We start from the raw sequence: 21,806 nt of genomic DNA, 5'->3' as shown, positions 1-21,806 counted from the left end.
GATCCGGGCTTTTTTCTGGTCAGCACGTCCTCCACCGCAATCTCGTTCGCACACGCGCATGGTTAATGTCGCATTAACCGACCTCCGCTTAGGTTGCTCCCATGGCACGCAATGTGTCCGGAGCGTTCCGATTCGGCGCCGATGTCGGCAGGACGGGCGGCATGTTCCGGAATCAACATCGACCGGAACGGTGTTCCCCGACTCGGGGTGGCGCTCCGGCAGATCGAAACGGGCAGCAGGCAACATGAGCAGAAGCAATACCGCAACGCTTGACAGCCGTTCAAACCGGTTTGTGCTGAGCACCTTCCTCTGGCGCCAACTGGCGTCGCTGGCGGGATTTGCGCTTTTCATTGCGCTGGCGCTCGCGGTTGCTGCACTCTCGACCTGGAATGTTTCGGATCCGAGCTTTTCCTATGCCACGTCGTCGGAGCCGACCAACCTGCTCGGCTATGGCGGTGCGGCTTTCGCGGACATCTTCATGCAGTTCTTCGGCCTGGCCAGCGTCGTGGCGCTTTTGCCGGTCGTGGCCTGGGCTCTCGTCCTGATCGGCAACAAGCCCTTCGACAAAGCCCTGAAGCGGCTCGGTTTCTGGTTCCTCGGATCGGTGCTGGCAAGCGCGGCGCTGAGCTGCGTGCCGGCACCGGTCACCTGGCCTTTGCCGAACGGCCTCGGCGGCGTGTTCGGCGATATGATCCTGCGCTTTCCGGCACTTTTCACCGGTGCCTTCCCGACCGGCACCTTCGCGACCGTGCTCGCCTGCCTCCTTTCCGCGCCGGCCGCCGGTGCGCTCGTCTACAGCGCCGGCCTCATCGGTGTCAGCGAAGAGGACGAGGAGGAGCCCGTGGCGGAGCCGGCGGCGAGCAAGGCGCGCACGATACGGGACGAACTCGAGGACGAGGATGACGAAGGTCCGCTGACCCTGTTGATGGGCTCGCTGGCCCATATGCGTTTCACCGCACAGGCGCGTCTGCGCCGGGCCTTCGGCATGAGCGGCTCCCGCTCCGCCAAACGGCCGGACGACCCTTATGATTTCAACGACGATGAATTTGGCACGCTGAACGAGCCCGTGCGGCCGAAGGCGGTCGCGGCCGCCGACCGCGTCGAACCGTCGCTCGATCGCACCGAGCGCCGCATCGTAAGGCCGCCGTCAATCGTCATCGACGACGACGATCCGCCCTTCGACATCGACGAACGGCGCCCCGCCGGTATTCTTCCGGACGACGAGGAAGATGTCGCCGCCGACTGGGCACCGCAGGCCGCCCCGCCGAAGGCCTTGATCGCGCCGGCGGGATCACGCGTCGCCGCACCGGTACCGCGGCCGAAGAGCGGCCAGCGCATCGAGCGCGAGGCGCAGCGCTCCTTCGTCGACGACGACGGCGATTTCGCGCTTCCGCCGATCCATTTTCTCGCGGAGCCGAAAAATGTCGCGCGCGATGTCTCGCTTTCGGCGGACGCGCTCGAGCAGAATGCCCGTATGCTCGAAGGTGTGCTCGAGGATTTCGGCGTCAAGGGCGAGATCATCCACGTCCGCCCCGGCCCCGTCGTGACGCTCTACGAGCTCGAGCCCGCGCCCGGCATCAAGTCATCGCGCGTCATCGGCCTCGCCGATGACATCGCCCGATCGATGAGCGCGATCGCCGCCCGCGTCGCCGTCGTGCCGGGCCGCAACGCGATCGGCATCGAACTGCCGAACCAGCGACGCGAGATGGTGTATCTGCGCGAACTGATCGGCTCGCGCGACTTCGAAACGACCAAGACCAAGCTCGCCATGGCGCTCGGCAAGACCATCGGCGGCGAGCCGGTCATCGCCGACCTTGCCAAGATGCCGCATCTGCTCGTCGCCGGCACCACCGGTTCCGGCAAGTCGGTGGCGATCAATACCATGATCCTGTCGCTGCTCTACCGGCTCACCCCGGAGCAATGCCGGCTGATCATGATCGATCCGAAGATGCTGGAACTCTCCGTCTATGACGGCATTCCGCACCTGCTCTCGCCGGTCGTGACCGACCCGAAGAAGGCGGTCGTGGCGCTGAAATGGACCGTTCGCGAGATGGAGGAACGCTACAAGAAGATGTCCAAGATCGGCGTGCGCAACGTCGACGGCTTCAATAGTCGCGTGGAGCAGGCGCTTGCCAGGGGCGAGGCAATCACCCGCACGGTCCAGACCGGCTTCGACCGCCAGACCGGCGAGGCGATCTACGAAACGGAAGAGTTCGACCTTTCGCCAATGCCCTACATCGTCGTCATCATCGACGAGATGGCCGATCTGATGATGGTTGCCGGCAAGGACATCGAGGGCGCCGTGCAACGGCTTGCCCAGATGGCGCGCGCGGCCGGCATTCATGTTGTCATGGCGACGCAGCGCCCTTCGGTCGACGTTATCACGGGCACGATCAAGGCGAACTTCCCGACCCGGATCTCCTTCCAGGTGACGTCGAAGATCGACAGCCGTACGATCCTCGGCGAGCAGGGGGCGGAGCAGCTGCTCGGGCAGGGCGACATGCTCTACATGGCCGGCGGCGGGCGCATCCAGCGCGTGCACGGGCCCTTCGTTTCCGACATGGAGGTCGAGGAAGTCGTCGCCTATCTGAAGACTCAAGGGACGCCGCAATATCTCGACGCGATCACCGAGGACGACGAGGAGGACGGCGAGGGCGGCCCGGCGGGAACATCCAATCTCGCCGATTCCGAGGACCCCTACGACCAAGCGGTGGCGATCGTGCTGCGCGACGGCAAGGCCTCGACGTCCTACGTGCAGCGGCGGCTCGGTATAGGCTATAATCGGGCAGCCTCGCTGATCGAAAGGATGGAGCAGGAGGGGATCATCGGTCCGGCGAACCACGCCGGCAAGCGGGAGATCCTGGTGCCGACGGAAGCAGAGATTTCCGGCCGCTGACCCCGACTTCCTCCCGCCGGTCACGATCATTTGAACATGTAGCGTGCCCAGGTCCGCCAACGCCTTGAAGAGGCCCCACTTGCGCTCCACATGACGCTGATATGAAGGAGACTGCGATGACAGAGAGAAAAACCGTCGACGGCGGAAATCTGGCGATCTCGCGGCGCGTCTTCGTTTGCGGCCTTGCGGCATTCGCCGGAACGGCCGGCACATTGCTCAACGCGTCGCACGCCTCGGCGCAGGCGTCGAGCGTCGCGCAGAAGATCGCCGATCATTTCTCGTCGGTGAAGACGATGGCGGGCGAGTTCGTGCAGTTCGGGCCGCGCGGCGAACAGACGGGAGGCAAGTTCTACATCCACCGTCCGGGACGTATCCGCTTCAATTATGAAGCGCCATCGCCGATGCGCGTGATCGCCGATGGCAAATCGGTCGTCATCGGCAACATGAAGCTCAAGACCTGGGACATCTATCCGCTGTCGAAGACGCCGCTGAACCTCCTGCTCAGCGAGAGGATAGATCTCAGCAGCCGGATGGTGCGCGCCGTTCGCGAAGAGTCCGACCTCATCACCATCGTACTAGGCGACCGTTCGGTCTTCGGCGATTCGACGATCACGATGATGTTCGACCCGAGAACCTATGATCTCAGGCAATGGACGATCACCGACGCGCAGAGGAAGGACACGTCCGTGATGATATTCAATGTCAGGACCGGGCTGCAACTGGACGACAAGGTCTTCCGCATTCCCTATGACGAGGTGCGCAACAAGGGTGGCGGCTAACGAATCGGTGCGAAAATTGGACTCGATTCGCGGGTCCGAATAGTCGCAGCGGCCTTTGCGCGTCTGAAGGACGCGCGGCACTGTCACCGTCTGCTGCGCCGAGCTCACTCTTCGGGCCGCCTTTGGGCGGCCTTTTTCATGACTTGTCGGAAGGCGCCGAAGCTGTTTAAAACGCTCCCGCGCTGCCGGACACCGACCCCCCACCGGCGACATTTCCAAAGGAACGAGGAATGGCCCTTTCCATCGCCACGTGGAACATCAACTCCGTCCGCCTGCGAATGCCGCTGGTGGCGCATTTTCTGGAGAAATGGCAGCCGGACATCCTCTGCCTGCAGGAAACCAAGTGCCCGAACGAGCAGTTCCCCTCCGGCCCGCTGAAGCGCCTCGGCTACGACTATATCGAGATGCACGGGCAGAAGGGCTATCACGGCGTTGCGACCATTTCCCGCCTGCCGCTCCATGAGTTGACTGACCGCCGCGACTATTGCGGCGTCGGCGATGCGCGCCATCTCTCGGTCGTCTTCGAGGTCGGCGGCAAGAAGATCCGGCTGCACAATTTCTATGTGCCGGCCGGCGGCGACGAACCGGACCGGGCGATCAATCCCAAGTTCGGCCACAAGCTCGATTTCGTGGACGAGATGAGGCTCCTGCATGCCGAGGCCGAGGCGGGGATTTCGTCGATCCTCGTCGGTGACCTCAACATAGCGCCGCTCGAGCACGACGTCTGGTCGCACAAGCAGCTCCTGAAGATCGTCAGCCATACGCCCATCGAAACAGAGGGTCTGACCGCGGTGATGACCGGCGGCGCCTGGATCGACCTGATGCGCCAGCACACGCCGCCGCCGGAGAAGCTTTACACCTGGTGGAGCTATCGGGCGAAAGACTGGTCCGCCGCCGACCGCGGCCGCCGGCTCGATCACATCTGGTCGTCCGCCGACCTCGCGCGCCAGCTCGCTCGCGTCGACATCCTGCGGGAAGCGCGCGGCTGGGACCGCCCGTCGGACCACGTTCCGGTGATCGCACATTTCGATTTTTGAGGGGTTTGCCTCCCGCTCCTGACTCCAGACTCGCATCGGGGGAGGCGCACGCTGCATTCTGCTTCGCCCGCATGCGGGCGAGGGGCCATCAGGCGAAACGTCCGGCGAGCGCCTCGACGCGGCGGATCATCGCCTGGATATTCTCTCGGATGCGGGCCTCGACCATGGCGGTGACTTCCGGATATTCCTCCAGCATGCGGCGGAAGAGCGGCCGGTTGATTCGGATCACCTCGCTATCCTCATCGGCTGTCGCCGTGAACTTGCGCTCGACCATGGATATCAGTGCCAGCTCCGAAAGCAGCGTGCCGCGAGCGGCGGTGCCGATGGGCTGCGGCTTGCCTTCGGGGCCGTCCTTAGTCAGCGAAAAACGTCCCGATGCAACCGCATAGGCGCAATCGGCCGGCGCCCCCTCGCGGAACAGTTCGTGCCCCCTGGCGACGCGGCGGCGCTCGGCGCCGAAGGCGATCAGCCGCAGCTTGTCTTCGCCGATATCCGCAAAGAGCGAGACGTTGGACAGAAGCGCGATGTCGTCATTCAGCCCCAAGCGACGATACTCCCAGTTCGGTGGAAAAGCGGACTGCGGTCCTGATCCCAATGCATGTCGCCAAAAACTGTGCCGCGGTTTTGGGACAACGACGCGCATGAAAGCAAAGAACCAAAGCCGTTGCACGAATACCATTAAACGCGACGCTTCAGGGAACGATCTTGTAACCGCCGTTCTCTGTCACCAAGATCTCCGCGTTGGAAGGGTCGCGCTCGATTTTCTGGCGCAGCCGGTAGACATGCGTTTCCAGCGTGTGCGTCGTCACGCCGGAATTGTAGCCCCAGACCTCCTCGAGCAGCACGTCGCGGGTCACCACCTTCTGGTCGGCGCGGTAGAGATAGCGGATGATCGCCGCCTCCTTCTCGGTCAGGCGGATTTTTTGGCCGTTTTCCATGGTCAAGAGCTTCTGACTCGGCTTGAATGTGTACGGGCCGACGCTGAAAGTGGCGTCTTCGCTCTGCTCGTGCTGACGAAGCTGAGCGCGGATTCGTGCCAAGAGCACCGCGAAGCGGAAGGGCTTGGTGACATAGTCGTTGGCGCCGGCCTCGAGGCCGAGAATCGTGTCCGAATCGGTGTCGTGGCCGGTGAGCATGATGATCGGCGCCTTGAACCCGCCCTTGCGCAAAAGCTTCACGGCCTCGCGTCCGTCCATGTCCGGTAGTCCGACATCCATGATCAGCAGATCGACCTGGCGGGAGCGTGCCGTCTGTATGCCCTTGCCGGCGGTTGCCTCCTGCAGAAGCTCGAACTCCTCGTAGAGGGAGAGTTGCTCGATCAACGTCTCACGCAGGTCATTGTCATCGTCGACAAGGAGTATGGTACGGGTCGCCATGGGGCAATTCCTGTTTGCTTCCTGATTCGAAACTAGCTCAAATACCGCTCTTGGCAAAGCGCGACGCCGCTCACTGCCTTTATATATGCAATCATGCCTTTGGTCGCGACGGTATCACGGCTGCTGCATGTCTCCTCTAACCGACCTCGATTCAAGGACAAAGACATGCAGCAGTTCAAAGTGCTACAGCGACCTTTGCGCGTCCAATAAGACGCGCGGCGCTACTGCATGTCTCCTTTAAGCGATCTCGATTAAAGGACAAAGACATGGAGCAGTTCAAAGTGCTACAGCGACTTTTGCGCGTCTAATAAGACGCGCGGCGCTGTAGGCAATAAACCGTGAGGATGATGCGCAAGAAAAAGTCGGAAGCGCGATCGGAAAAATCGGTGATCCTCGTAAGAGCGGCGCCGCGCGACCGCAGGCGGGCGCTCGTGCAATTCGGCGGCAGCACCGTCGAGGCGGCGATCGGACGAAGCGGCGTGAGCTCCCTCAAGCGCGAAGGCGATGGCGCGACGCCGCGCGGGTCGATGAGGCTGATCGGCGGCTATGTACGGCGGGATCGCGTTCGCCTGCCGCCGACGCGCCTGCCGCTGTTGTCGACCCGAGGCGACATGCTTTGGTGCGACGCTGCGAAGCATGCCTGCTACAACCGGCCGGTCAGGGCTCCGTTTTCCTCGAGTCACGAGGCGATGATGCGGGACGATGGGCTCTATGATGTCTGTCTCGTCATGGACTGGAACATCTCGTCCCGACGCCGCCATCTGGGTTCCGCTATCTTCTTCCATCTCATCCGCGCCGGCTATGAGCCGACGCAGGGTTGCGTTGCCGTCAACCTGCCGGCGATGAAACGGCTGCTCCGCCACATGCGCCGGGGCACGGTGGTGAAGGTTCTCTGACGCTCTCCTCACAGCGCCGCGCGTCTTTTCAGACGCGCAAAGGCCGCTGCAGATAGACGGCTGGCGCCGCGGTCATTTCGCATCGAGCAGGCGCGGTGTGACGAAGCGGACAAGGCGGCCTTTGCGGGGTGCCACATCCGACCATTTGCCGACGTCGAAATCGATGACGGCCAGCCCGGCCGTCGGAAATTTCTCCCGGAGGCGCGGTAAATCTTCGCCGCCGCCGGCGAGCAGCAGCGCCAGTTCCGCCATTCCCGGATTATGTCCGACGAGCAGAAGGCAGCTGACCCAAGGTTCCACGTCGCGTATGACCTTGAGTATGGCCGGTGCCGCCACCTCGTAAATCCCGACGGCATCGCGAGCTGCGACGCTTACCGGCAGTGCCTCGGAGACGATCTCCCAGGTCTCCTGCGCGCGCCGCGCGGTCGAGACGATCGCGAGGTCCGGGACGAGCCCGTGCTCGGCCATATAGGCGCCGATGACCGGCGCCGTCCTTCGTCCGCGCTCCGCAAGGGGTCGGCGGTGATCGGCCACGCCCTCCGGCCAATCGGATTTGGCGTGACGCAGCAGCATGAGGCGGCGCTTTGGCGGCAAGGGGCGATCGGACATGGCGCTCTTCATGTGTCGTTGGCGGGCCTGACGCATCAGGTCATTTTGTGATGCATGTCGCCGACCCGGGACAGCTTCCTGTTTCGGGCGACATGAACCACATTGTCGCACCGTTGCGCAGCCTTGTCTTCCACGGATGTCCGCAAAGGCAATAACAGAAGGCCGCCCCGAGGGGCGGCCACCATAGCGTCCTTTGCGCGTCCCAAAGGACGCGGCGCTGCAAAAGCGAGCGAAGCCGAAGAGGCTATTTCCACTCGCGAATGTCGACGAAGTGGCCCGCCACCGCAGCCGCCGCAGCCATTGCCGGCGAGACGAGATGCGTGCGCCCCTTGAAGCCTTGACGTCCCTCGAAATTGCGGTTCGAGGTCGAGGCGCAGCGCTCGCCCGGCTTCAGCCGATCGTCGTTCATCGCCAGGCACATGGAACAGCCGGGCTCGCGCCAGTCGAAGCCCGCTTCCTTGAAGATCCTGTCGAGGCCTTCCGCTTCCGCCTGCTCCTTCACGAGGCCGGAGCCCGGCACGATCATCGCCGAAACGGTCGGGGCGACCTTGCGGCCCTCGACGACCTTGGCGACGGCGCGCAGATCCTCGATGCGGCCATTGGTGCAGGAGCCGATGAACACCCGGTCGATGGCGATATCGGTGATCTTGGTGCCCGGCTTCAGGCCCATATAGTCGAGCGCGCGCCACTTCGACGTACGTTTCGTCTCATCCTCGATGTCGTCCGGGTTGGGCACGGCGCCCTGGACGGAGACGACGTCCTCCGGCGACGAGCCCCAGGAGACGATCGGCGGCAGGTTGGCGGCATCGAGCACGACGATGCGGTCGTAATGGGCGCCTTCGTCCGTGTTGAGCGTCTTCCAATAGTCGAGCGCCATGTCCCAGGCCTTGCCCTTGGGCGCGCGCGGCCGGTCCTTGATATAGGCGAAGGTCGTCTCGTCCGGTGCTATCAGGCCGGCGCGGGCGCCGCCTTCGATGGTCATGTTGCAGACGGTCATGCGGCCTTCCATCGACAGCGAACGGATCGCTTCGCCGGCGAACTCGATGACGTGGCCGGTGCCGCCGGCCGTGCCGATCTCGCCGATGATGGCGAGGATGATATCCTTGGCGGTGACGCCGGGCGGCAATTGCCCGTCGACGCGCACCAGCATGTTCTTCGCCTTCTTCTGGATCAGTGTCTGCGTCGCCAGCACGTGCTCCACTTCCGAGGTGCCGATGCCGTGCGCGAGCGCGCCGAAGGCGCCATGCGTCGACGTATGGCTATCGCCGCAGACGATCGTCATGCCCGGCAGTGTGAAGCCCTGCTCGGGGCCGACAATGTGCACGATGCCCTGGCGCTTGTCGTTCTCGGAATAATATTCGACGCCGAAATCGGCGGCGTTCTTCGCGAGCGCTTCGACCTGGATGCGGCTTTCCTCGTTCTTGATGCCGAGGTGGCGGTCCGGCGAGGTCGGCACGTTGTGGTCGACGACGGCGAGCGTCTTTTCCGGTGCACGGACCTTGCGGCCGGCCATGCGCAGGCCTTCGAAGGCCTGCGGACTGGTCACCTCGTGGACGAGATGACGGTCGATGTAGAGAAGACAGGTGCCGTCGTCCTGGCTGCTTACCAGATGGTCGTCCCAGATCTTGTCATAGAGGGTACGCGGTGCGCTCATGGCGATATGTCCATCGAATTGTCAGAATACGAAAAGCCGGCGGCAGTGCGGCCGGAAACATGACTGATCGAGCGATCAGGATAGGCGGCTCGTAAGCGCGCCGCAAACACGCGCGAAAAAGCGTGCCGGCAGACGCTTGTGGTCCTGCAGCACGACGATTTGCTGTTCGCGACATCCGAATTTGGATTCCATGGCCGGTGCTCATATCAATTTTCCGATGGTTTCGCAATCGGCGTGATCGCGGCGGACCGCATGGATTCCCCGGTTCCGGCGTCCCCGATTTTGCTGTGTGTGTCTTTTGCGGCCGGGTTGCGGATAAAGTTAAAAAGGCGTTAACCTTCCATTGGGTGCCGTCAAAGTTGCCTGTGGGTTAACGCCGCGCAGCGGCTTGGGCGGGATTCCGGTTCGCCGCACCGTATGTTTAGAGTCGAGTCATGAAGACTGTTTCGATCGAGGTCAGGCCCGGGGAGCCACGCGAGGCGGCGGCGATCGCCGACGTTCATCGCGCTTCCTGGCTGCAGGCCTATGGCGGCCTGATCCCGCACCGCCCGCTGATCCGGATGGTCAATCGCCGCGACGAAACGTGGTGGCGCAAAGCCACGCGGGGGCCGGCGACACTGCTCGTCATCGATGTCGCGGGAACGATAGCCGGCTATGCGACGCTCGGCCTGAGCCGCGCGCGGGCGCTGCCGCAGGAAGGCGAGATCTACGAGATCTATCTTCGCCCCGAATATCAGGGCATGGGCCTCGGGCGGGTGCTGTTCGGGGAGGCCCGGAGCCTGTTGAAATCGCTCGGCTGCGAGGGCGTCGTGGTCTGGTGTCTGGAGGACAGCGACCAGGCCTATCATTTCTTCCAGTCGGCCGGCGGCCGCGATATTGCCGAGGGCATGGAGGATTTCGGCGAGAAGCACCTGAAGAAGGTCGGCTTCGTCTGGACGTGAGCGCGCCTTTTCGCGTCTCTCTCTCTCTCTCTCTCTCTCTCTCTCTCTCTCTCTCTCAGGGTGACCGGGAAATTTTCCGACGTGCCTCTATTTAGCCGCGGGGCCTGCCTACTGCATGTCTCCTTCTGCATGTCTCCCTAAATCGACCTCGATTTAAGGACAAAGACAGGCAGCAAGCCAATGCGCTACAGCGACTTTGCGCGTCTGACAGGACGCGCTGCGCCGTAGAGCATTTCCATCCCTCGGACGAAAGTCATGTTGCAATGCGGCATGTTTCCCTTTATCCGACGGGGCGATTTTTCTGTTACCCTGGAGGTGCTCATGCGGATCGACGCGATTTCCATCGGAAAGAATCCACCGGAAGATGTCAATGTGATCGTGGAAGTCCCGGTCGGCGGGCATCCGATCAAGTATGAAATGGACAAGGAAGCCGGCACGCTGGTCGTCGACCGCTTCCTCTACACGCCGATGACCTATCCGGGCAATTACGGTTTCGTGCCGCACACCCTTTCCGATGATGGCGATCCGATCGACGTGCTCATCTGCAACACGCGGCCGCTGGTGCCGGGCTGCGTCATCAATGTCCGCCCGATCGGCGTGATGATGATGGAAGACAATTCCGGCAAGGACGAGAAGATCATCGCCGTGCCGTCGGGACATCTCACCAAGCGCTACGACAAGGTGGACGACTATACCGATCTGCCGGAAATCACGCTCAAGCAGATCGAGCACTTCTTCGAGCACTACAAGGACCTGGAGCCCGGCAAGTGGGTGAAGATCTTCGGCTGGAAGGATGCGAGCGTCGCCCGCCAGCTGATCGTCGAGGCGATCGAACGCGCCAAGGCGCAGAAGTAACAAGCGAAGTAGCAACTATTTCGTCTCGCCGACGATCTCGGCAAGACGGTTCTCGATTTCCTCCGGATTGGCTTCGATCCGGAGGATTTTTTTGCGCTGCGTGTCTCCCGAAAGAAGCGAAATCCTCTTCTTCGCCACGCCGAGCGTCTTGGCAAGGAGCGCGATCAGTGCCTGGTTCGCCCTGCCCTTCTCCGGCACGGCGCGAACCCTGACCTTCAGGTGCTCCTCTCCGTCGGAAGCCGTCTCGAAGCCGTCGACCGCGTCGCGCCCGCCATTCGGCGTCAGCCGCACGGTAAGGCGCGCATGGTCCCCGAAACTCGTGAGGGCGCCGCGCGTCACCTTACAGCGCCGCGCGTCTTTTCAGACGCGCAAAGGTCGCTGTAACTCTTTGAATCTGCGCATCGAGCTTCCCGACAATTGGGTACAATTTTCGGGCCATGCGCTAGCCGAGCAGCGCCGAAGCGACGGTCGTGTTCAGGAAATACCAGATGAAATAGAGGATCACCAGAACGATCAGCGGCGACAGATCGATGCCGCCCATGTCCGGCAGGTACCGGCGGATCGGCCGGTAAAGAGGCTCGGTCAACTGATAGAGCGATCGGCCGATCATGTTGATCGCCTGATTGTTCACATTGATCACGTTGAATGCGTAGAGCCAGGAGAAGATGGCCGATGCGATGATCAGGAACCAGGCGATATTGATGATGAGGTTCAAGGTTGCGATGACTGCGAGCATGCCGGTCTCCAATTCGTAGTTGACAGACATGTAGACATTGGGAACTAAACGGGCAAGTACGTCGCTTCGCCGGGCTCCGTCATGTTTAACGGCGCCGGCCTCCAGGTCTCTCCGAGGAGTGCTTTCACCATGTCGGCCGATTATGCTGCGCATCGCTTCGCCGCCTTCCGGCATGTCGGCTACCGGCGCTATTTCCTCTCCCGCTTCCTCGCCTATTTTGCCGTCCAGATCATGTCGGTTGCGGTCGGCTGGCAGATCTACGACCTGACCCGCGACCCCTTCGCGCTCGGGCTCATCGGTCTCTTCCAGTTCCTGCCCTCGCTCGTCCTCATCCTCGTCACCGGCAGCGTGGCGGATCGCTACAACCGCCGCGTCATCATGGGGCTCTGCATGTTGCTCAGCACGCTCTGTGCCGCGGCCCTCCTGGCATTGACGGTGACGGGCTTGTTTTCGCCCTGGCCGGTCTATGCGATCCTGATCGTCTTCGGCATCGAGCGGGCGTTTCTTGCACCGGCCTCGCAGTCGCTGGCGCCCAATCTCGTGCCGGCCGAAGACCTGGCGAATGCGATTGCCTGGAATTCCTCGTCCTGGCAGACGGCGACGATCGTCGGGCCGGTGGTGGGCGGGTTGATCTACGGACTTGGTCCGACGGTGCCCTATACGGTCAGTCTCTGCTTCTTCGCCGCGGCGGCGCTCATGGTGCTGGCGGTGCCGAAACCCGCCCAGCGTTCGGCGCAAGCGGGGCAGAGCTGGCAGACGATCACCGCCGGCTTCCGCTATATCAGGGCCGAAAAAGTGGTGCTCGGAGCGATCTCGCTCGACCTCTTCGCCGTCCTGCTCGGCGGCGCAGTGGCGCTGATGCCGGTCTTCGCACGCGACGTTCTGGCGCTCGGGCCGTGGGGCCTCGGACTTTTGCGCGCCGCGCCGGGCATCGGCGCCGTCGGCATGGCCATCTGGCTCGCCGCCCACCCCATTCGAAACCGCGCCGGCTTCTATATGTTCACCGGCGTCGCGCTTTTCGGTCTTGCCACCATCGTTTTCGGCCTTTCCACGACGGCCTGGATCTCGATCACCGCGCTCATCGTCATGGGGGCTGCGGACATGATTTCCGTCTACGTGCGCGAGATCCTGATCACTCTCTGGACCCCGGACGAACTGCGCGGCCGCGTGAATGCCGTCAACATGGTGTTCATCGGCGCCTCCAACGAGCTTGGCGAATTCCGGGCCGGAATGATGGCTTCAGGCTTCGGCTCCGTCTTCGCCGTCGTCTTCGGCGGCATGGGCACCTTGCTCGTATCGGTTCTTTGGGCGATCGGTTTTCCGCAACTGCGCAAGATCGACACGCTCGACGTGCCGGCGGAGCACCGGAGCGTTTGAGTTGCGGTGAGCAACCTGTCTACATCCTTACCTGACTGGAGGCTCCCTGCCGTTGCGGCGGCTTCTCCGTCTTGCCGCCGCGCAGGAAGATGAGCTCCAGGAAATTCTCCATCCAGGTCCGCAAGGGGCGGTCGTGGAGCATGCGACCGTCGAGATGGGCCTTGCCCATCTGGGCGCCAGGCAGCACGAAGCGGTGGGCGCCGTGGACGACCCAACGATGCATCATCGCCCGCGTCAGCTCTCCGTGAAACTGGATGCCCCAGGCATTGTTGCCATAGCGGAAGGCCTGGTTCGGATAGGTATCGCCGGTCGCCAGCAGCTCTGCGTCCTTCGGCAGATCGAAGCCTTCGCGGTGAAAATGGTAGACCATGGCCGGCCAGTCGATCAGCGCCCGGCCGACTTCCGTGGCCTTGAGCGGGTACCAGCCGATCTCGGTCATGCCCTCATGATGGGGCGCAACCTTGCCGCCGAGATTGCGGGCGAGCATCTGCGCACCAAGGCAGATCCCGAGATAGGGCTTGTTCTCCTTCAACGGCACCGACAGCCAGTCGATTTCGCGCCGAACGAACTCCTCCTCATCATTCGCGCTCATGGGCCCGCCGAAGACGATCGTGCCCGAATGGTCGCTCAATGTCGGCGGCAGATCGTCGCCGAGCGCCGGCCGGCGGATATCGAGGCTGAAGCCTTTCTGCTCGAGGATATGGCCGACACGTCCGGCGCTCGAGCGCTCCTGATGGAGGATGATGAGGATCGGTTTCTTGGTGTCGCAGCCCTCTCGCGGCATCGTCAGCCTTCCTGTTGCTCGCCTGCGGCCTCCTCCCCGTCGATCCTGGCGGCGGCTTCCCGCCGCTTCAAGACACGGTCGCGCCCCGAAACGCCGAGAAGATCGGCGATCCGCCAGATCACGTGGTCCTCCATCTCGCTACGCGCGCCATCGGCATAGACAATGTCCCAGAGCATGCCGACGAGCTCAACGCGCTGTTCCTCCGCAAAGTGGCGTTTGATCTCGGCGGTAAACTGGTAAAAGTCGATCGCCTCGCTTTCCGCCGTTTCGCCGGCCGCCACCAGGGCATTGAGGGCGCTGTCGTCGAGTTGATAGTACTCCTTGATGATCGCCCGCATCTTGCGGCGCTCGGAAAAGCGGATCTTCCCGTCCGCTTCCATCACCTGGAAACAAAGCCCGATGACGGCAACGCGGGGATCGCCCCTTTCGATCTGCGCAGCCGAACCCGTCAGCCCCTCGAGGAAGGCTCGAAACCGTTCAAACATCTCTTATGCCCATAGCCCGTCGAAACATCAGATCCATAGCTAGAGCGGAGAAATCTCCGCGCCAGTCTTCAGAAAGGCCGGAAATTGGCCTTGTCCCTGTCCCCTGCCATGGAGTCGCGAACGCCCGGATCGTCCGGACGACGGCCGAAGAAGGGGGCCGGTTCCTCTTCGCCGACCGGCTCCTTGCTCTCGGCCGGCGCTGCGGCTTGTTCCTTTCGCTCCGGCAATTCGATCGGCGCCTCGGCTTCGGCCGGCGCAGCCGGCGCCTCTGCTTCCGTGGGCTCCGGCGGTTCGGCTGCGGCCGCCGGTATCCCGGGCGCCACCGGTGGCAGGCTGCGGATTGCCGCGTCGGGGTCCGGCCGGCCCTCTTCCGTCGTGGCCGCAAGCTGCGTTGGCGGCGCCTTCCATTCGAAGGCATCGAGCCGGCCGCTGACCGGCGAGACCGGCAGCCAGGAGGGTGAAATCACCCCATCGGCGGTCCAGGCCGGATCGCGCGGGCTGCGCAGCGCCTGCGCCATCCAGTGGCGGATGCGGCCCTCGTCGCCGGTGTCCGCCTCCTCGATATCCGCAAGCAGCATGAAGATGCTCTCGGCCGGCGCGAGCCGGGCGGCGGCCTCGGCCTTTTGCCGGGCAAGGTCGAGTTCGCGCGCCTCGAGCGCCGCCTCGGCCACGGTCGCCAGCGCAACGGCGTTGTTGCCGCGCAAGGTTTCGAGCCTCTTCGCACGCTTCAACCGGTCGAGCGCGGTATCGCCACCGCGTGCCCGCACGTAAAGGCGCGCCACCTCGGGATGCGGTTCCAGCTTCCAACTTCTTTCGAGGATCGTGGCCCCCTTGCGCAGATTGTCTTCGCGAAACAGTGCCTTGGCGGCGATCAGCGCCGCCGGCACCAGCCGCTCTTCGAGCTTCAGCGCCGCCAGCGCGTCGTCGCGCGCCGATTTCGGATCCGCTTCGAGCTTGCCCATGGCGCGTGCCGTCAGCAGTACGGCCTTTTTCCGGTTCGCCTCCTTCTTGCCGAGGACATTGGCGGAGCGGCTCTGGTCGAGGAGACGGATCGCCTCGTCCCATCGGCCCGCCTGGCTACGATCGTCAAGCGTCGCGAGCGTGGCCCAGGCCAGATGCGGTGCCTTCTCGGCGGCGCGCTCGGCATATTGGCGGGCAGCCTCATGGGCACCGAGGCGCTTGGCCTCGAGGTAAAGCCCGCGCAGGCCGAGTTCGCGCGTCTCCGGGTCGTCCGCCATCTGTTCGAATTTCCGGCGCGCGTCGTCATGCCGGCCCTCGATCAGTGCCGTCTGCGCCTCGAGCAGGTGGATCAGCGGCTCCTGGTCCACCCGGATCAGGCTGCGCGTCCGGCCCACCATCTTGCGGGCGAGAATGGCGTCGCCGGCGCCGGCGGCGATCAGCCCGGTCGAAAGCGCCTGGTAACCCCGGTCGCGCTTGCGGGCGCGGAAATAGCGGGTGACGGTGTGCGGCGACAGCCATATCGCCCGGACCAGCCAGATCGTGATGAGGACCAGCGCAAAGAGCGAGATCAGGATGGTGGCCGCTCGCATCAGGCTCATTTCGATGAGCTGTCCCTGCCAGATCAGCGAAAGCTCGCCCGGCCGGTCCGCAAGCCAGGCAAAGCCGAGGGCGAGAGCGAGGACGAGCAGGATGAAGAACAGTATCCGGATCATGTAGTCTTCTTTCTTCCCTTACGGCGCCGCGCGTCCCATCAGACGCGCAAAGGACGCTGTAACGCTTTAAATCTGCGCATCGGGCTTTCCGAAAATCGGTCAGGATTTTCGGGCCGATGCGCTAGCCTTGCGTGCCGCTGCGCGCCATGGCCTCGGCCATGGCGGCATCGATGACCGTTTCGACATGCAGCCGCCGGTCGAGCTTCCCCTTGAACGCCTGCCCGGCGGACTTCGCGGCCTCGGGAAGATTGGCCCATTCGAGCGACGCGCCCTTGAGATCGCCATTGTCGAGCTTGTCCTCGATGCGGGCGATTACCGCTTCCGGCGTGTCGCCTTCGACGCTGCCCACCGGACGCACCCGGATGCCGGACATCGCGCTCGAAACGAGGCGGTCGAAAATTCCCTCGTCCGGAGCGGGCTGGATGAGCGCGTCCAGCATCGCCGAGGCTGCCGCCGGGAATTCCATCCGCAATTGCGTGCGCGTGGCAACACCCGTCGGGGCGTCGTCGGCCAGTTCCGTCACCGTCTCATCCTTCGGCGCGACGCTGCGCAGCTGATCGAGTTCGGCGAGGAAAGGTCCACCGCGATCGATCGCCGTCTTGAGCGCCGTGATGGCAACGGCCTTTGCCATCCGGATATCGTTAGCCGGCTCATTCAGCTTCTGCTCCGCCTGATCGATGCGGGCCGCCAGTTCGGATCTTTCGGTCTCCGCGGTCTGCCTGGCGTCGGCGAGGCCGCTCTTCAGCGTGGCGATTTCCTGGGTCAGATTGTCGAACTCGGCCTGAAGAGCCGCCACGGCCGGCGCACCCTCGCCAGCCGGCGTCGCGGGCGTCTGTTCCAGCGCCGCGACGCGGTCCTCCAGGGGAGCGATGTCGACCGGTGCCGGCTGCGGCCGGGCTTGAAGCTCCGCCTTCACGGCCTCGATTTCGCTCCTGAGTTCCTGCTCCGCCGTGCCGTTGCCGCGTTCCGGTCCGAGAGCGGGGAGGTAGCCGGCATATTGCAGCACCCCGGCGCCGGCAAGCGCCACCAGACCGCCGAGGATGCCGGCGGCGAGCGCGCCGGAAGCGGACGGCCGTCTGGTCCTGGTTTCCGATGGCGCCGTATTGTCCAAGTGCGGAGGCTCCTCGTCGAAGGCGGCGGCGGCCGCGGCGGCCCGTTCCGCCTCCGCTTCCTCCTGGCGCTCTGCCTCCCGGTCCCCTGTCCCTTCGTGCTCTGTCTCAGGGCGCTCCGCCTCGTCCTGGACGGGCGTCCGGCTCGAGGCCGCCGGCTCGTCGGTGACCGGCTCCCGATCAGCGTCAGCGCCAGCTTCGGTCACCGTCCGTTCCGCCTCGAGGTCGATCGTCAACGGTTCCTTGTCCGGTTTCGACCGGCGCGGCGGCTTTTCCGATACCATGGTGATCCCTTCGCGTTTTCTCGCCTTTTGGCAAATTCTTCGTCGGAGCGGCGGCCAGTCCCGTATTCCTTGTCCCGCTCACAACCAAACCTAATCAGGGAAGCGCTGCAGGGAAAGCCCCGAGTTCCGTTTTCGCGCCGAAGCAGGATTTCGTGAGGACTCCGCGAATGCTGCTTGCTTGCCAGGCTCTAATCGCGAAACCGCGGCACGCTCTTTCGAAACCTGCCCAGATGACCTTACGCGGGTCCCGAAAGTCCGCCGGAAAATCGGCGTCGGCTTTGCTGATTCCGCCCATAGCGTGCCACGCGCTTCCGTGCATGCCGTTGACCAAACCATTGCACTGACCCGAGTGACATGCATCAGGCGGGCGGCAGGCTTCTCTCTCCGTTTCCAAGCAGCTCAAACAGATGCTCCTCGTCGGGCGCTGCGGCGACATCGGCAATGGCGCCGGACGGCAGCTCGTCCTGAACTGCCGCGCTCAGGCAGAGATAGCGCGCGGAGAAAGCCGCCGCATCGAGGCCGCCTTCCGCAAGCAGCGTGGCGAAGTGCCGCGCCGTCTGACGCGAATAGAGAAGCACCGCGTCGAAAGGGCCGCCACGCAGGAGATCGGGCAGGATTTGCGGCCCGTAGGCGATGGGAACCATTCGGTAGCTTTCGACGGTCACGTGCTTGACCTTCCTCTCGGTCAGCACCTGCTCGAAGCCGAGGGCACGCGGGGCGCCGGCGAGATAGACGAGCGTTCCGGTTTCCGGGGGTATCCGGGCGGCGAGCGCCTCACCGGTTCCCGGCCCGATGCGAATATCGGTGAAGCCGAGCGCTGCGGCGGTGCGTGCGGTTGCTTCGCCGACCGCGAAGAGCGGTGTTGCCAGATGGGGGTCAAGTGCCGGGCCGAGCGTGGCGAGCGCCCGGATGGCCTCGGCGCTGGTGACGGCGAGGGCATCGTGGCGCCGATCGAGTGACGCCTCGAGAGCGTCGGGGTAATGTTGCGCCTGCATTAGCGGCAGGACGGCCACTTCGTGTCCCAGCGCTTCCAGCTTCCGCGCCGTCCTCTCGGCGGCCGGCTGCGGGCGGGTCACGAGCAGGCGCACGGATCAGGTCCAGCTCGAAAAGAAGCCGGGGCCCGCCTTGGCCCGGACCTCTTCGCCGGCCCTGCGCCCGAGCTCTGTCGCCTCGGTCGCCTTGCCCTCGATTTCGATGCGGTGGCAGGTGGCACCGTCAGGCGTCAGGATCATGCCGGCAAAGCGGATATGCGAGCCCTCGGATACGGCATAGCCGGCTATCGGCGTGCGGCAGGAGCCGTCGAGCGTCGCCAGGAAACCGCGCTCGCAGGAAACCGCCTGATGGGTGCGCTTGTCGTCGATCGTCGCCAGCAGGGTGTCGACGCGGTCGTCGCCGATGCGGCTCTCGACGCAGATCGCGCCCTGGGCAGGCGCCGGCGGAAACACTTCTGGATCGAGCAGTTCGGTTGGCACGTCCGTCATGCCGAGTCGCTTCAGCCCGGCATAGGCGAGCAGGGTGCCGTCGACCTGGCCCTCGGCAAGCTTGCGCAGCCGCGTCTCGACCTGGCCGCGATAGGTGATGACGTTGATGTCGGGCCTGAGACGCCGGATCAGCGCCTGGCGGCGCAGCGACGAGGAGCCGACGGTTGCGCCTTGCGGCAGGTCGACGAGTTTCGCCGCCGTGCGGCCGATAAAGGCGTCGCGAATGTCCTCGCGCGGCAGGAAAGCGGAGAGGGTGAGCCCATCGGGAAGCTTCGTCGGCATGTCCTTCGAGGAATGTACGGCGAAGTCGAGTTCGCCGGACAGGAGCTGCTGCTCGAGCTCCTCGGTGAACAGGCCCTTGCCGCCGATTTCCGCCAACGAGCGGTCGGTGATCCGATCGCCCTTCGTCGAGAGGACGACGATCTCGAACATTTCCGGCGGCAGGCCATGGGCGGCGGCCAGCCGGTCGCGCGTTTCCTGGGTCTGGGCCAGCGCCAGCGGACTGCCGCGCGTGCCGATGCGGAAAGGTTTCGTTTGCATCATCGGTCATCCATTGTTACTGCGTGGTTCCCTGAATAGGGTTCTTTTCAGGGATCAAACCATGCAGCACTTCAAAGCGTTACAGCGTCATTTGGCGGGCTGAAAGAAGCGCGGCGCTGTCGAGTTCGGTGTACCCACCTTTCGGCGCGACCGCAATCATTGAGTAGACGACGTATGTCCACGCCCCTGCGCATCCTCGGCATAGAGACAAGCTGCGACGAGACCGCGGCTTCGGTCGTGCTGCGCGACGAGAAGGGCAGCGGCCGGATTCTGGGCGACGTGGTGCTCAGCCAGTTGGAAGAGCATAGCGCCTATGGCGGCGTGGTGCCGGAGATCGCGGCCCGCGCCCATGTCGAGGCGCTGGACACGCTGATCGAGGAAGCGCTTTTGCGCGCCGACGTGACGCTGAAGGACATCGATGCGATCGCCGCGACGAGTGGTCCCGGCCTGATCGGCGGGCTGATCGTCGGGCTGATGACCGGCAAGGCGATTGCCCGGGCAACGGGAAAGCCGCTCTATGCCGTCAATCATCTCGAAGGCCATGCGCTGACGGCACGGCTGACGGATGGGCTTTCCTTTCCATATCTCATGCTACTCGTCTCCGGCGGCCATACGCAGCTGATTCTGGTGAAGGGCGTCGGAGACTACGAGCGCTGGGGCACGACGATCGACGACGCGCTCGGCGAAGCCTTCGACAAGACGGCGAAGCTGCTCGGCCTTCCCTATCCCGGCGGGCCGGCGGTCGAGCGGGCGGCGGTGGCCGGCGATCCTGAGCGCTTCGATTTTCCGCGGCCGCTCGTCGGCGACGCCCGGCTCGATTTCTCCTTCTCAGGCCTCAAGACAGCCGTCCGCCAGGCGGCGCAATCGCTGGAGCCGGTGACCGAGAACGATATCGCAGATATCTGCGCCTCGTTCCAGCGCGCGATCTCGCGCACGCTCAAGGACCGCGTCGGCCGCGGGCTCAAGCGCTTCAAAGAAGACTATTCGTCGGTCGCTCAACCCGCATTGGTCGTCGCCGGCGGCGTGGCCGCCAACCAGGCGCTGAGAGCGACGCTCCAGGCGCTTTGCGACGCGCACGGTTTTCGCTTCGTTGCGCCGCCGCTCCAGCTTTGCACGGACAATGCGGCAATGATCGCCTGGGCGGGGGCGGAAAGGCTGGCGGCGGGGCTGCCTGCGGACGGGTTCGAGGTCGCGCCGCGCTCACGCTGGCCGCTCGACGGCGGGGCCCAGGCATTGATCGGCTCCGGCAAGCGCGGCGCCAAGGCATGATGGACGGAAAATGAGCGGCAATCCCAAGATCGTGGTCATCGGCGCGGGCGCCTTCGGAACGGCGCTCGCCGCCGTCGCGGCGGCAAGGGCGAACGCCAACGTCCTCTTGCTCGCACGCCGGGAGGAAACGGCCGCGGAATGCCGCCGGACCGGGCGCAACGAGGCGGCATTGCCCGGCATTTCGCTGCCTAAGGGGCTTCAATTTTCCGCCGATACGGCAGTGCTCATGGATGCCGATATCGTGCTTTTCGCGATGCCGTCGCAGGAGCACAGGGCCGCCGCCCGCAGCTACGGTGCCTCTATCGGTGCCGGCGCAACGATCGTGACCTGTGCCAAGGGCATGGAGCAATCGACGGGCCGGCTTCTCACGGATGTTCTCGACGAGGAACTGCCGGGCCACAGGATCGCCGTGCTGTCCGGCCCGGGCTTTGCCGCCGACATTGCCAAGGGCCTGCCGACGGCAATGGTGATCGCGGCATCCGACATGACGCTGGCGAAGAACCTCGCCGCAGCGATTTCCGGACCGACCTTCCGGCTCTATCCGTCGACGGACCGCATCGGCGTGCAGCTTGGCGGAGCGCTGAAGAACGTGCTGGCGATCGCCTGCGGCATCGTCGAGGGGGCCGGGCTTGGCGATTCGGCGCGCGCGGCGCTGATTGCGCGCGGCCTTGCGGAAATGTCGCGCTTCGTGACGGCAAGAGGTGGCGAGGCGGACACGGTGCGCGGGCTGTCGGGCCTCGGCGATCTCGTGCTGACGGCGACGAGCCACCAGTCGCGCAACCTGCGCTTCGGCATCGCGCTCGGCCGGAACGGCCGCGCGGACGGCAGCGGCGAACTCGTCGAAGGCGCCTTTGCGGCCTCCGTTGCGGCGCATGTGGCCGGCGAGCTTGGCGTGGAGATGCCGATCACACAGGCGGTCGCGGCGATCATCGACGGCAAGCTCGATGTGCGCACCGCGCTCGAACAGTTGATGTCGCGCCCGATCACGCAGGAATGATTTCCGCGAGCGAAACGAGAAACGGTTG

General features: G+C 64.3%; 21 protein-coding genes. 9 read left to right on the top strand and 12 right to left on the bottom strand.

The window, feature by feature from the left end:
• Positions 1-244: 244 nt before the first annotated feature.
• The 3 genes from AC4P1R_RS14455 to AC4P1R_RS14445 all read left to right on the top strand — a co-directional run bounded on the left by AC4P1R_RS14455 (position 245) and on the right by AC4P1R_RS14445 (position 4,712).
• Complete coding sequence (locus AC4P1R_RS14455) at positions 245-2,896, top strand: FtsK/SpoIIIE family DNA translocase (RefSeq protein ID WP_069458733.1); 2,652 nt, start codon at positions 245-247, stop codon at positions 2,894-2,896.
• 116 nt (positions 2,897-3,012) lie between these two features.
• Positions 3,013-3,675 carry an outer membrane lipoprotein carrier protein LolA gene (locus AC4P1R_RS14450; protein ID WP_069458732.1) on the top strand — a complete coding sequence of 221 codons (663 nt, stop codon included), beginning with the start codon at positions 3,013-3,015 and terminating at the stop codon, positions 3,673-3,675.
• Positions 3,676-3,905: 230 nt separating this feature from the next.
• Positions 3,906-4,712 carry an exodeoxyribonuclease III gene (locus tag AC4P1R_RS14445; protein ID WP_069458731.1) on the top strand — a complete coding sequence of 269 codons (807 nt, stop codon included), beginning with the start codon at positions 3,906-3,908 and terminating at the stop codon, positions 4,710-4,712.
• A gap of 88 nt (positions 4,713-4,800) precedes the next feature.
• On the opposite strand, the gene AC4P1R_RS14440 is transcribed toward AC4P1R_RS14445, so the two are convergent.
• Both AC4P1R_RS14440 and AC4P1R_RS14435 read right to left on the bottom strand, forming a co-directional pair.
• The gene (locus AC4P1R_RS14440; RefSeq protein ID WP_069458730.1) at positions 4,801-5,256 is read right to left on the bottom strand and encodes a cyclic nucleotide-binding domain-containing protein; all 456 of its coding nucleotides are present in this window, start codon (positions 5,254-5,256) and stop codon (positions 4,801-4,803) included.
• Positions 5,257-5,404: 148 nt separating this feature from the next.
• Positions 5,405-6,088 carry a response regulator transcription factor gene (locus AC4P1R_RS14435; RefSeq protein WP_069458729.1) on the bottom strand — a complete coding sequence of 228 codons (684 nt, stop codon included), beginning with the start codon at positions 6,086-6,088 and terminating at the stop codon, positions 5,405-5,407.
• A gap of 347 nt (positions 6,089-6,435) precedes the next feature.
• Here AC4P1R_RS14435 and AC4P1R_RS14430 point away from each other — a divergent pair, with 347 nt between their 5' ends.
• Complete coding sequence (locus AC4P1R_RS14430; protein ID WP_069458958.1) at positions 6,436-6,984, top strand: L,D-transpeptidase family protein; 549 nt, start codon at positions 6,436-6,438, stop codon at positions 6,982-6,984.
• A gap of 72 nt (positions 6,985-7,056) precedes the next feature.
• Here AC4P1R_RS14430 and AC4P1R_RS14425 read toward each other — a convergent pair whose 3' ends face one another.
• Both AC4P1R_RS14425 and leuC read right to left on the bottom strand, forming a co-directional pair.
• A complete protein-coding gene (locus AC4P1R_RS14425; RefSeq protein ID WP_069458728.1) occupies positions 7,057-7,593 on the bottom strand; it encodes a SixA phosphatase family protein in 537 nt (178 codons plus the stop codon).
• Between the two features lie 244 nt (positions 7,594-7,837).
• Entirely contained in the window at positions 7,838-9,247 is a 1,410-nt protein-coding gene (gene leuC, locus AC4P1R_RS14420) for a 3-isopropylmalate dehydratase large subunit (RefSeq protein ID WP_069458727.1), read from the bottom strand.
• 434 nt (positions 9,248-9,681) lie between these two features.
• Here leuC and AC4P1R_RS14415 point away from each other — a divergent pair, with 434 nt between their 5' ends.
• Both AC4P1R_RS14415 and ppa read left to right on the top strand, forming a co-directional pair.
• Entirely contained in the window at positions 9,682-10,188 is a 507-nt protein-coding gene (locus AC4P1R_RS14415) for a GNAT family N-acetyltransferase (RefSeq protein WP_069458726.1), read from the top strand.
• Between the two features lie 321 nt (positions 10,189-10,509).
• Entirely contained in the window at positions 10,510-11,043 is a 534-nt protein-coding gene (ppa, locus tag AC4P1R_RS14410) for an inorganic diphosphatase (RefSeq protein ID WP_069458957.1), read from the top strand.
• A gap of 15 nt (positions 11,044-11,058) precedes the next feature.
• Here the strand turns inward: ppa and AC4P1R_RS14405 are convergent, their stop codons facing one another.
• Positions 11,059-11,382, bottom strand: coding sequence for a DUF167 domain-containing protein (locus AC4P1R_RS14405; protein ID WP_069458725.1), 324 nt, complete (start codon positions 11,380-11,382; stop codon positions 11,059-11,061).
• A gap of 103 nt (positions 11,383-11,485) precedes the next feature.
• Complete coding sequence (locus tag AC4P1R_RS14400; RefSeq protein WP_106407842.1) at positions 11,486-11,779, bottom strand: YggT family protein; 294 nt, start codon at positions 11,777-11,779, stop codon at positions 11,486-11,488.
• A 129-nt stretch (positions 11,780-11,908) separates the two neighbouring features.
• Here AC4P1R_RS14400 and AC4P1R_RS14395 point away from each other — a divergent pair, with 129 nt between their 5' ends.
• Positions 11,909-13,156 carry an MFS transporter gene (locus AC4P1R_RS14395; RefSeq protein ID WP_069458723.1) on the top strand — a complete coding sequence of 416 codons (1,248 nt, stop codon included), beginning with the start codon at positions 11,909-11,911 and terminating at the stop codon, positions 13,154-13,156.
• Positions 13,157-13,175: 19 nt separating this feature from the next.
• On the opposite strand, the gene AC4P1R_RS14390 is transcribed toward AC4P1R_RS14395, so the two are convergent.
• The 6 genes from AC4P1R_RS14390 to hemC all read right to left on the bottom strand — a co-directional run bounded on the left by AC4P1R_RS14390 (position 13,176) and on the right by hemC (position 19,512).
• Complete coding sequence (locus tag AC4P1R_RS14390) at positions 13,176-13,940, bottom strand: glutamine amidotransferase (protein ID WP_069458722.1); 765 nt, start codon at positions 13,938-13,940, stop codon at positions 13,176-13,178.
• Positions 13,941-13,942: 2 nt separating this feature from the next.
• On the bottom strand, positions 13,943-14,425 hold the full coding sequence (locus AC4P1R_RS14385; protein ID WP_069458721.1) for a tellurite resistance TerB family protein: 483 nt from the start codon (positions 14,423-14,425) through the stop codon (positions 13,943-13,945).
• A gap of 68 nt (positions 14,426-14,493) precedes the next feature.
• Positions 14,494-16,098, bottom strand: a complete 1,605-nt coding sequence (locus tag AC4P1R_RS14380) for a heme biosynthesis protein HemY (protein WP_069458720.1) — start codon at positions 16,096-16,098, stop codon at positions 14,494-14,496.
• A 121-nt stretch (positions 16,099-16,219) separates the two neighbouring features.
• Positions 16,220-17,491 carry a COG4223 family protein gene (locus AC4P1R_RS14375; RefSeq protein WP_069458719.1) on the bottom strand — a complete coding sequence of 424 codons (1,272 nt, stop codon included), beginning with the start codon at positions 17,489-17,491 and terminating at the stop codon, positions 16,220-16,222.
• A gap of 359 nt (positions 17,492-17,850) precedes the next feature.
• Complete coding sequence (locus tag AC4P1R_RS14370; RefSeq protein WP_069458717.1) at positions 17,851-18,579, bottom strand: uroporphyrinogen-III synthase; 729 nt, start codon at positions 18,577-18,579, stop codon at positions 17,851-17,853.
• 3 nt (positions 18,580-18,582) lie between these two features.
• Positions 18,583-19,512 (bottom strand): hydroxymethylbilane synthase, encoded by a 930-nt coding sequence (gene hemC / locus AC4P1R_RS14365; RefSeq protein WP_069458956.1) that lies wholly within the window; start codon positions 19,510-19,512, stop codon positions 18,583-18,585.
• Positions 19,513-19,686: 174 nt separating this feature from the next.
• Between hemC and tsaD the strand changes: the two genes are divergently transcribed.
• Both tsaD and AC4P1R_RS14355 read left to right on the top strand, forming a co-directional pair.
• A complete protein-coding gene (tsaD, locus tag AC4P1R_RS14360) occupies positions 19,687-20,781 on the top strand; it encodes a tRNA (adenosine(37)-N6)-threonylcarbamoyltransferase complex transferase subunit TsaD (protein WP_069458716.1) in 1,095 nt (364 codons plus the stop codon).
• Between the two features lie 10 nt (positions 20,782-20,791).
• Positions 20,792-21,778: an NAD(P)H-dependent glycerol-3-phosphate dehydrogenase gene (locus tag AC4P1R_RS14355; protein ID WP_069458715.1), complete on the top strand. Its 987-nt coding sequence runs from the start codon at positions 20,792-20,794 to the stop codon at positions 21,776-21,778.
• The last annotated feature ends 28 nt before the right edge of the window (positions 21,779-21,806 follow it).

Source organism: Sinorhizobium sp. Y406 (genome assembly GCF_058732025.1).
Note: the sequence above shows the minus strand (reverse complement) of the source record. Positions and strands in the feature narration are given on the sequence as shown.

Coding starts and splice junctions, on each gene's coding strand:
- AC4P1R_RS14455 (WP_069458733.1), top strand. CDS start 245: ATGAGCAGAAGCAATACCGCAACGCTTGACAGCCGTTCAAACCGGTTT.
- AC4P1R_RS14450 (WP_069458732.1), top strand. CDS start 3,013: ATGACAGAGAGAAAAACCGTCGACGGCGGAAATCTGGCGATCTCGCGG.
- AC4P1R_RS14445 (WP_069458731.1), top strand. CDS start 3,906: ATGGCCCTTTCCATCGCCACGTGGAACATCAACTCCGTCCGCCTGCGA.
- AC4P1R_RS14435 (WP_069458729.1), bottom strand. CDS start 6,088: ATGGCGACCCGTACCATACTCCTTGTCGACGATGACAATGACCTGCGT.
- AC4P1R_RS14430 (WP_069458958.1), top strand. CDS start 6,436: ATGCGCAAGAAAAAGTCGGAAGCGCGATCGGAAAAATCGGTGATCCTC.
- AC4P1R_RS14425 (WP_069458728.1), bottom strand. CDS start 7,593: ATGTCCGATCGCCCCTTGCCGCCAAAGCGCCGCCTCATGCTGCTGCGT.
- leuC (WP_069458727.1), bottom strand. CDS start 9,247: ATGAGCGCACCGCGTACCCTCTATGACAAGATCTGGGACGACCATCTG.
- AC4P1R_RS14415 (WP_069458726.1), top strand. CDS start 9,682: ATGAAGACTGTTTCGATCGAGGTCAGGCCCGGGGAGCCACGCGAGGCG.
- ppa (WP_069458957.1), top strand. CDS start 10,510: ATGCGGATCGACGCGATTTCCATCGGAAAGAATCCACCGGAAGATGTC.
- AC4P1R_RS14400 (WP_106407842.1), bottom strand. CDS start 11,779: ATGCTCGCAGTCATCGCAACCTTGAACCTCATCATCAATATCGCCTGG.
- AC4P1R_RS14395 (WP_069458723.1), top strand. CDS start 11,909: ATGTCGGCCGATTATGCTGCGCATCGCTTCGCCGCCTTCCGGCATGTC.
- AC4P1R_RS14390 (WP_069458722.1), bottom strand. CDS start 13,940: ATGCCGCGAGAGGGCTGCGACACCAAGAAACCGATCCTCATCATCCTC.
- AC4P1R_RS14385 (WP_069458721.1), bottom strand. CDS start 14,425: ATGTTTGAACGGTTTCGAGCCTTCCTCGAGGGGCTGACGGGTTCGGCT.
- AC4P1R_RS14380 (WP_069458720.1), bottom strand. CDS start 16,098: ATGATCCGGATACTGTTCTTCATCCTGCTCGTCCTCGCTCTCGCCCTC.
- AC4P1R_RS14375 (WP_069458719.1), bottom strand. CDS start 17,491: ATGGTATCGGAAAAGCCGCCGCGCCGGTCGAAACCGGACAAGGAACCG.
- hemC (WP_069458956.1), bottom strand. CDS start 19,512: ATGCAAACGAAACCTTTCCGCATCGGCACGCGCGGCAGTCCGCTGGCG.
- tsaD (WP_069458716.1), top strand. CDS start 19,687: ATGTCCACGCCCCTGCGCATCCTCGGCATAGAGACAAGCTGCGACGAG.
- AC4P1R_RS14355 (WP_069458715.1), top strand. CDS start 20,792: ATGAGCGGCAATCCCAAGATCGTGGTCATCGGCGCGGGCGCCTTCGGA.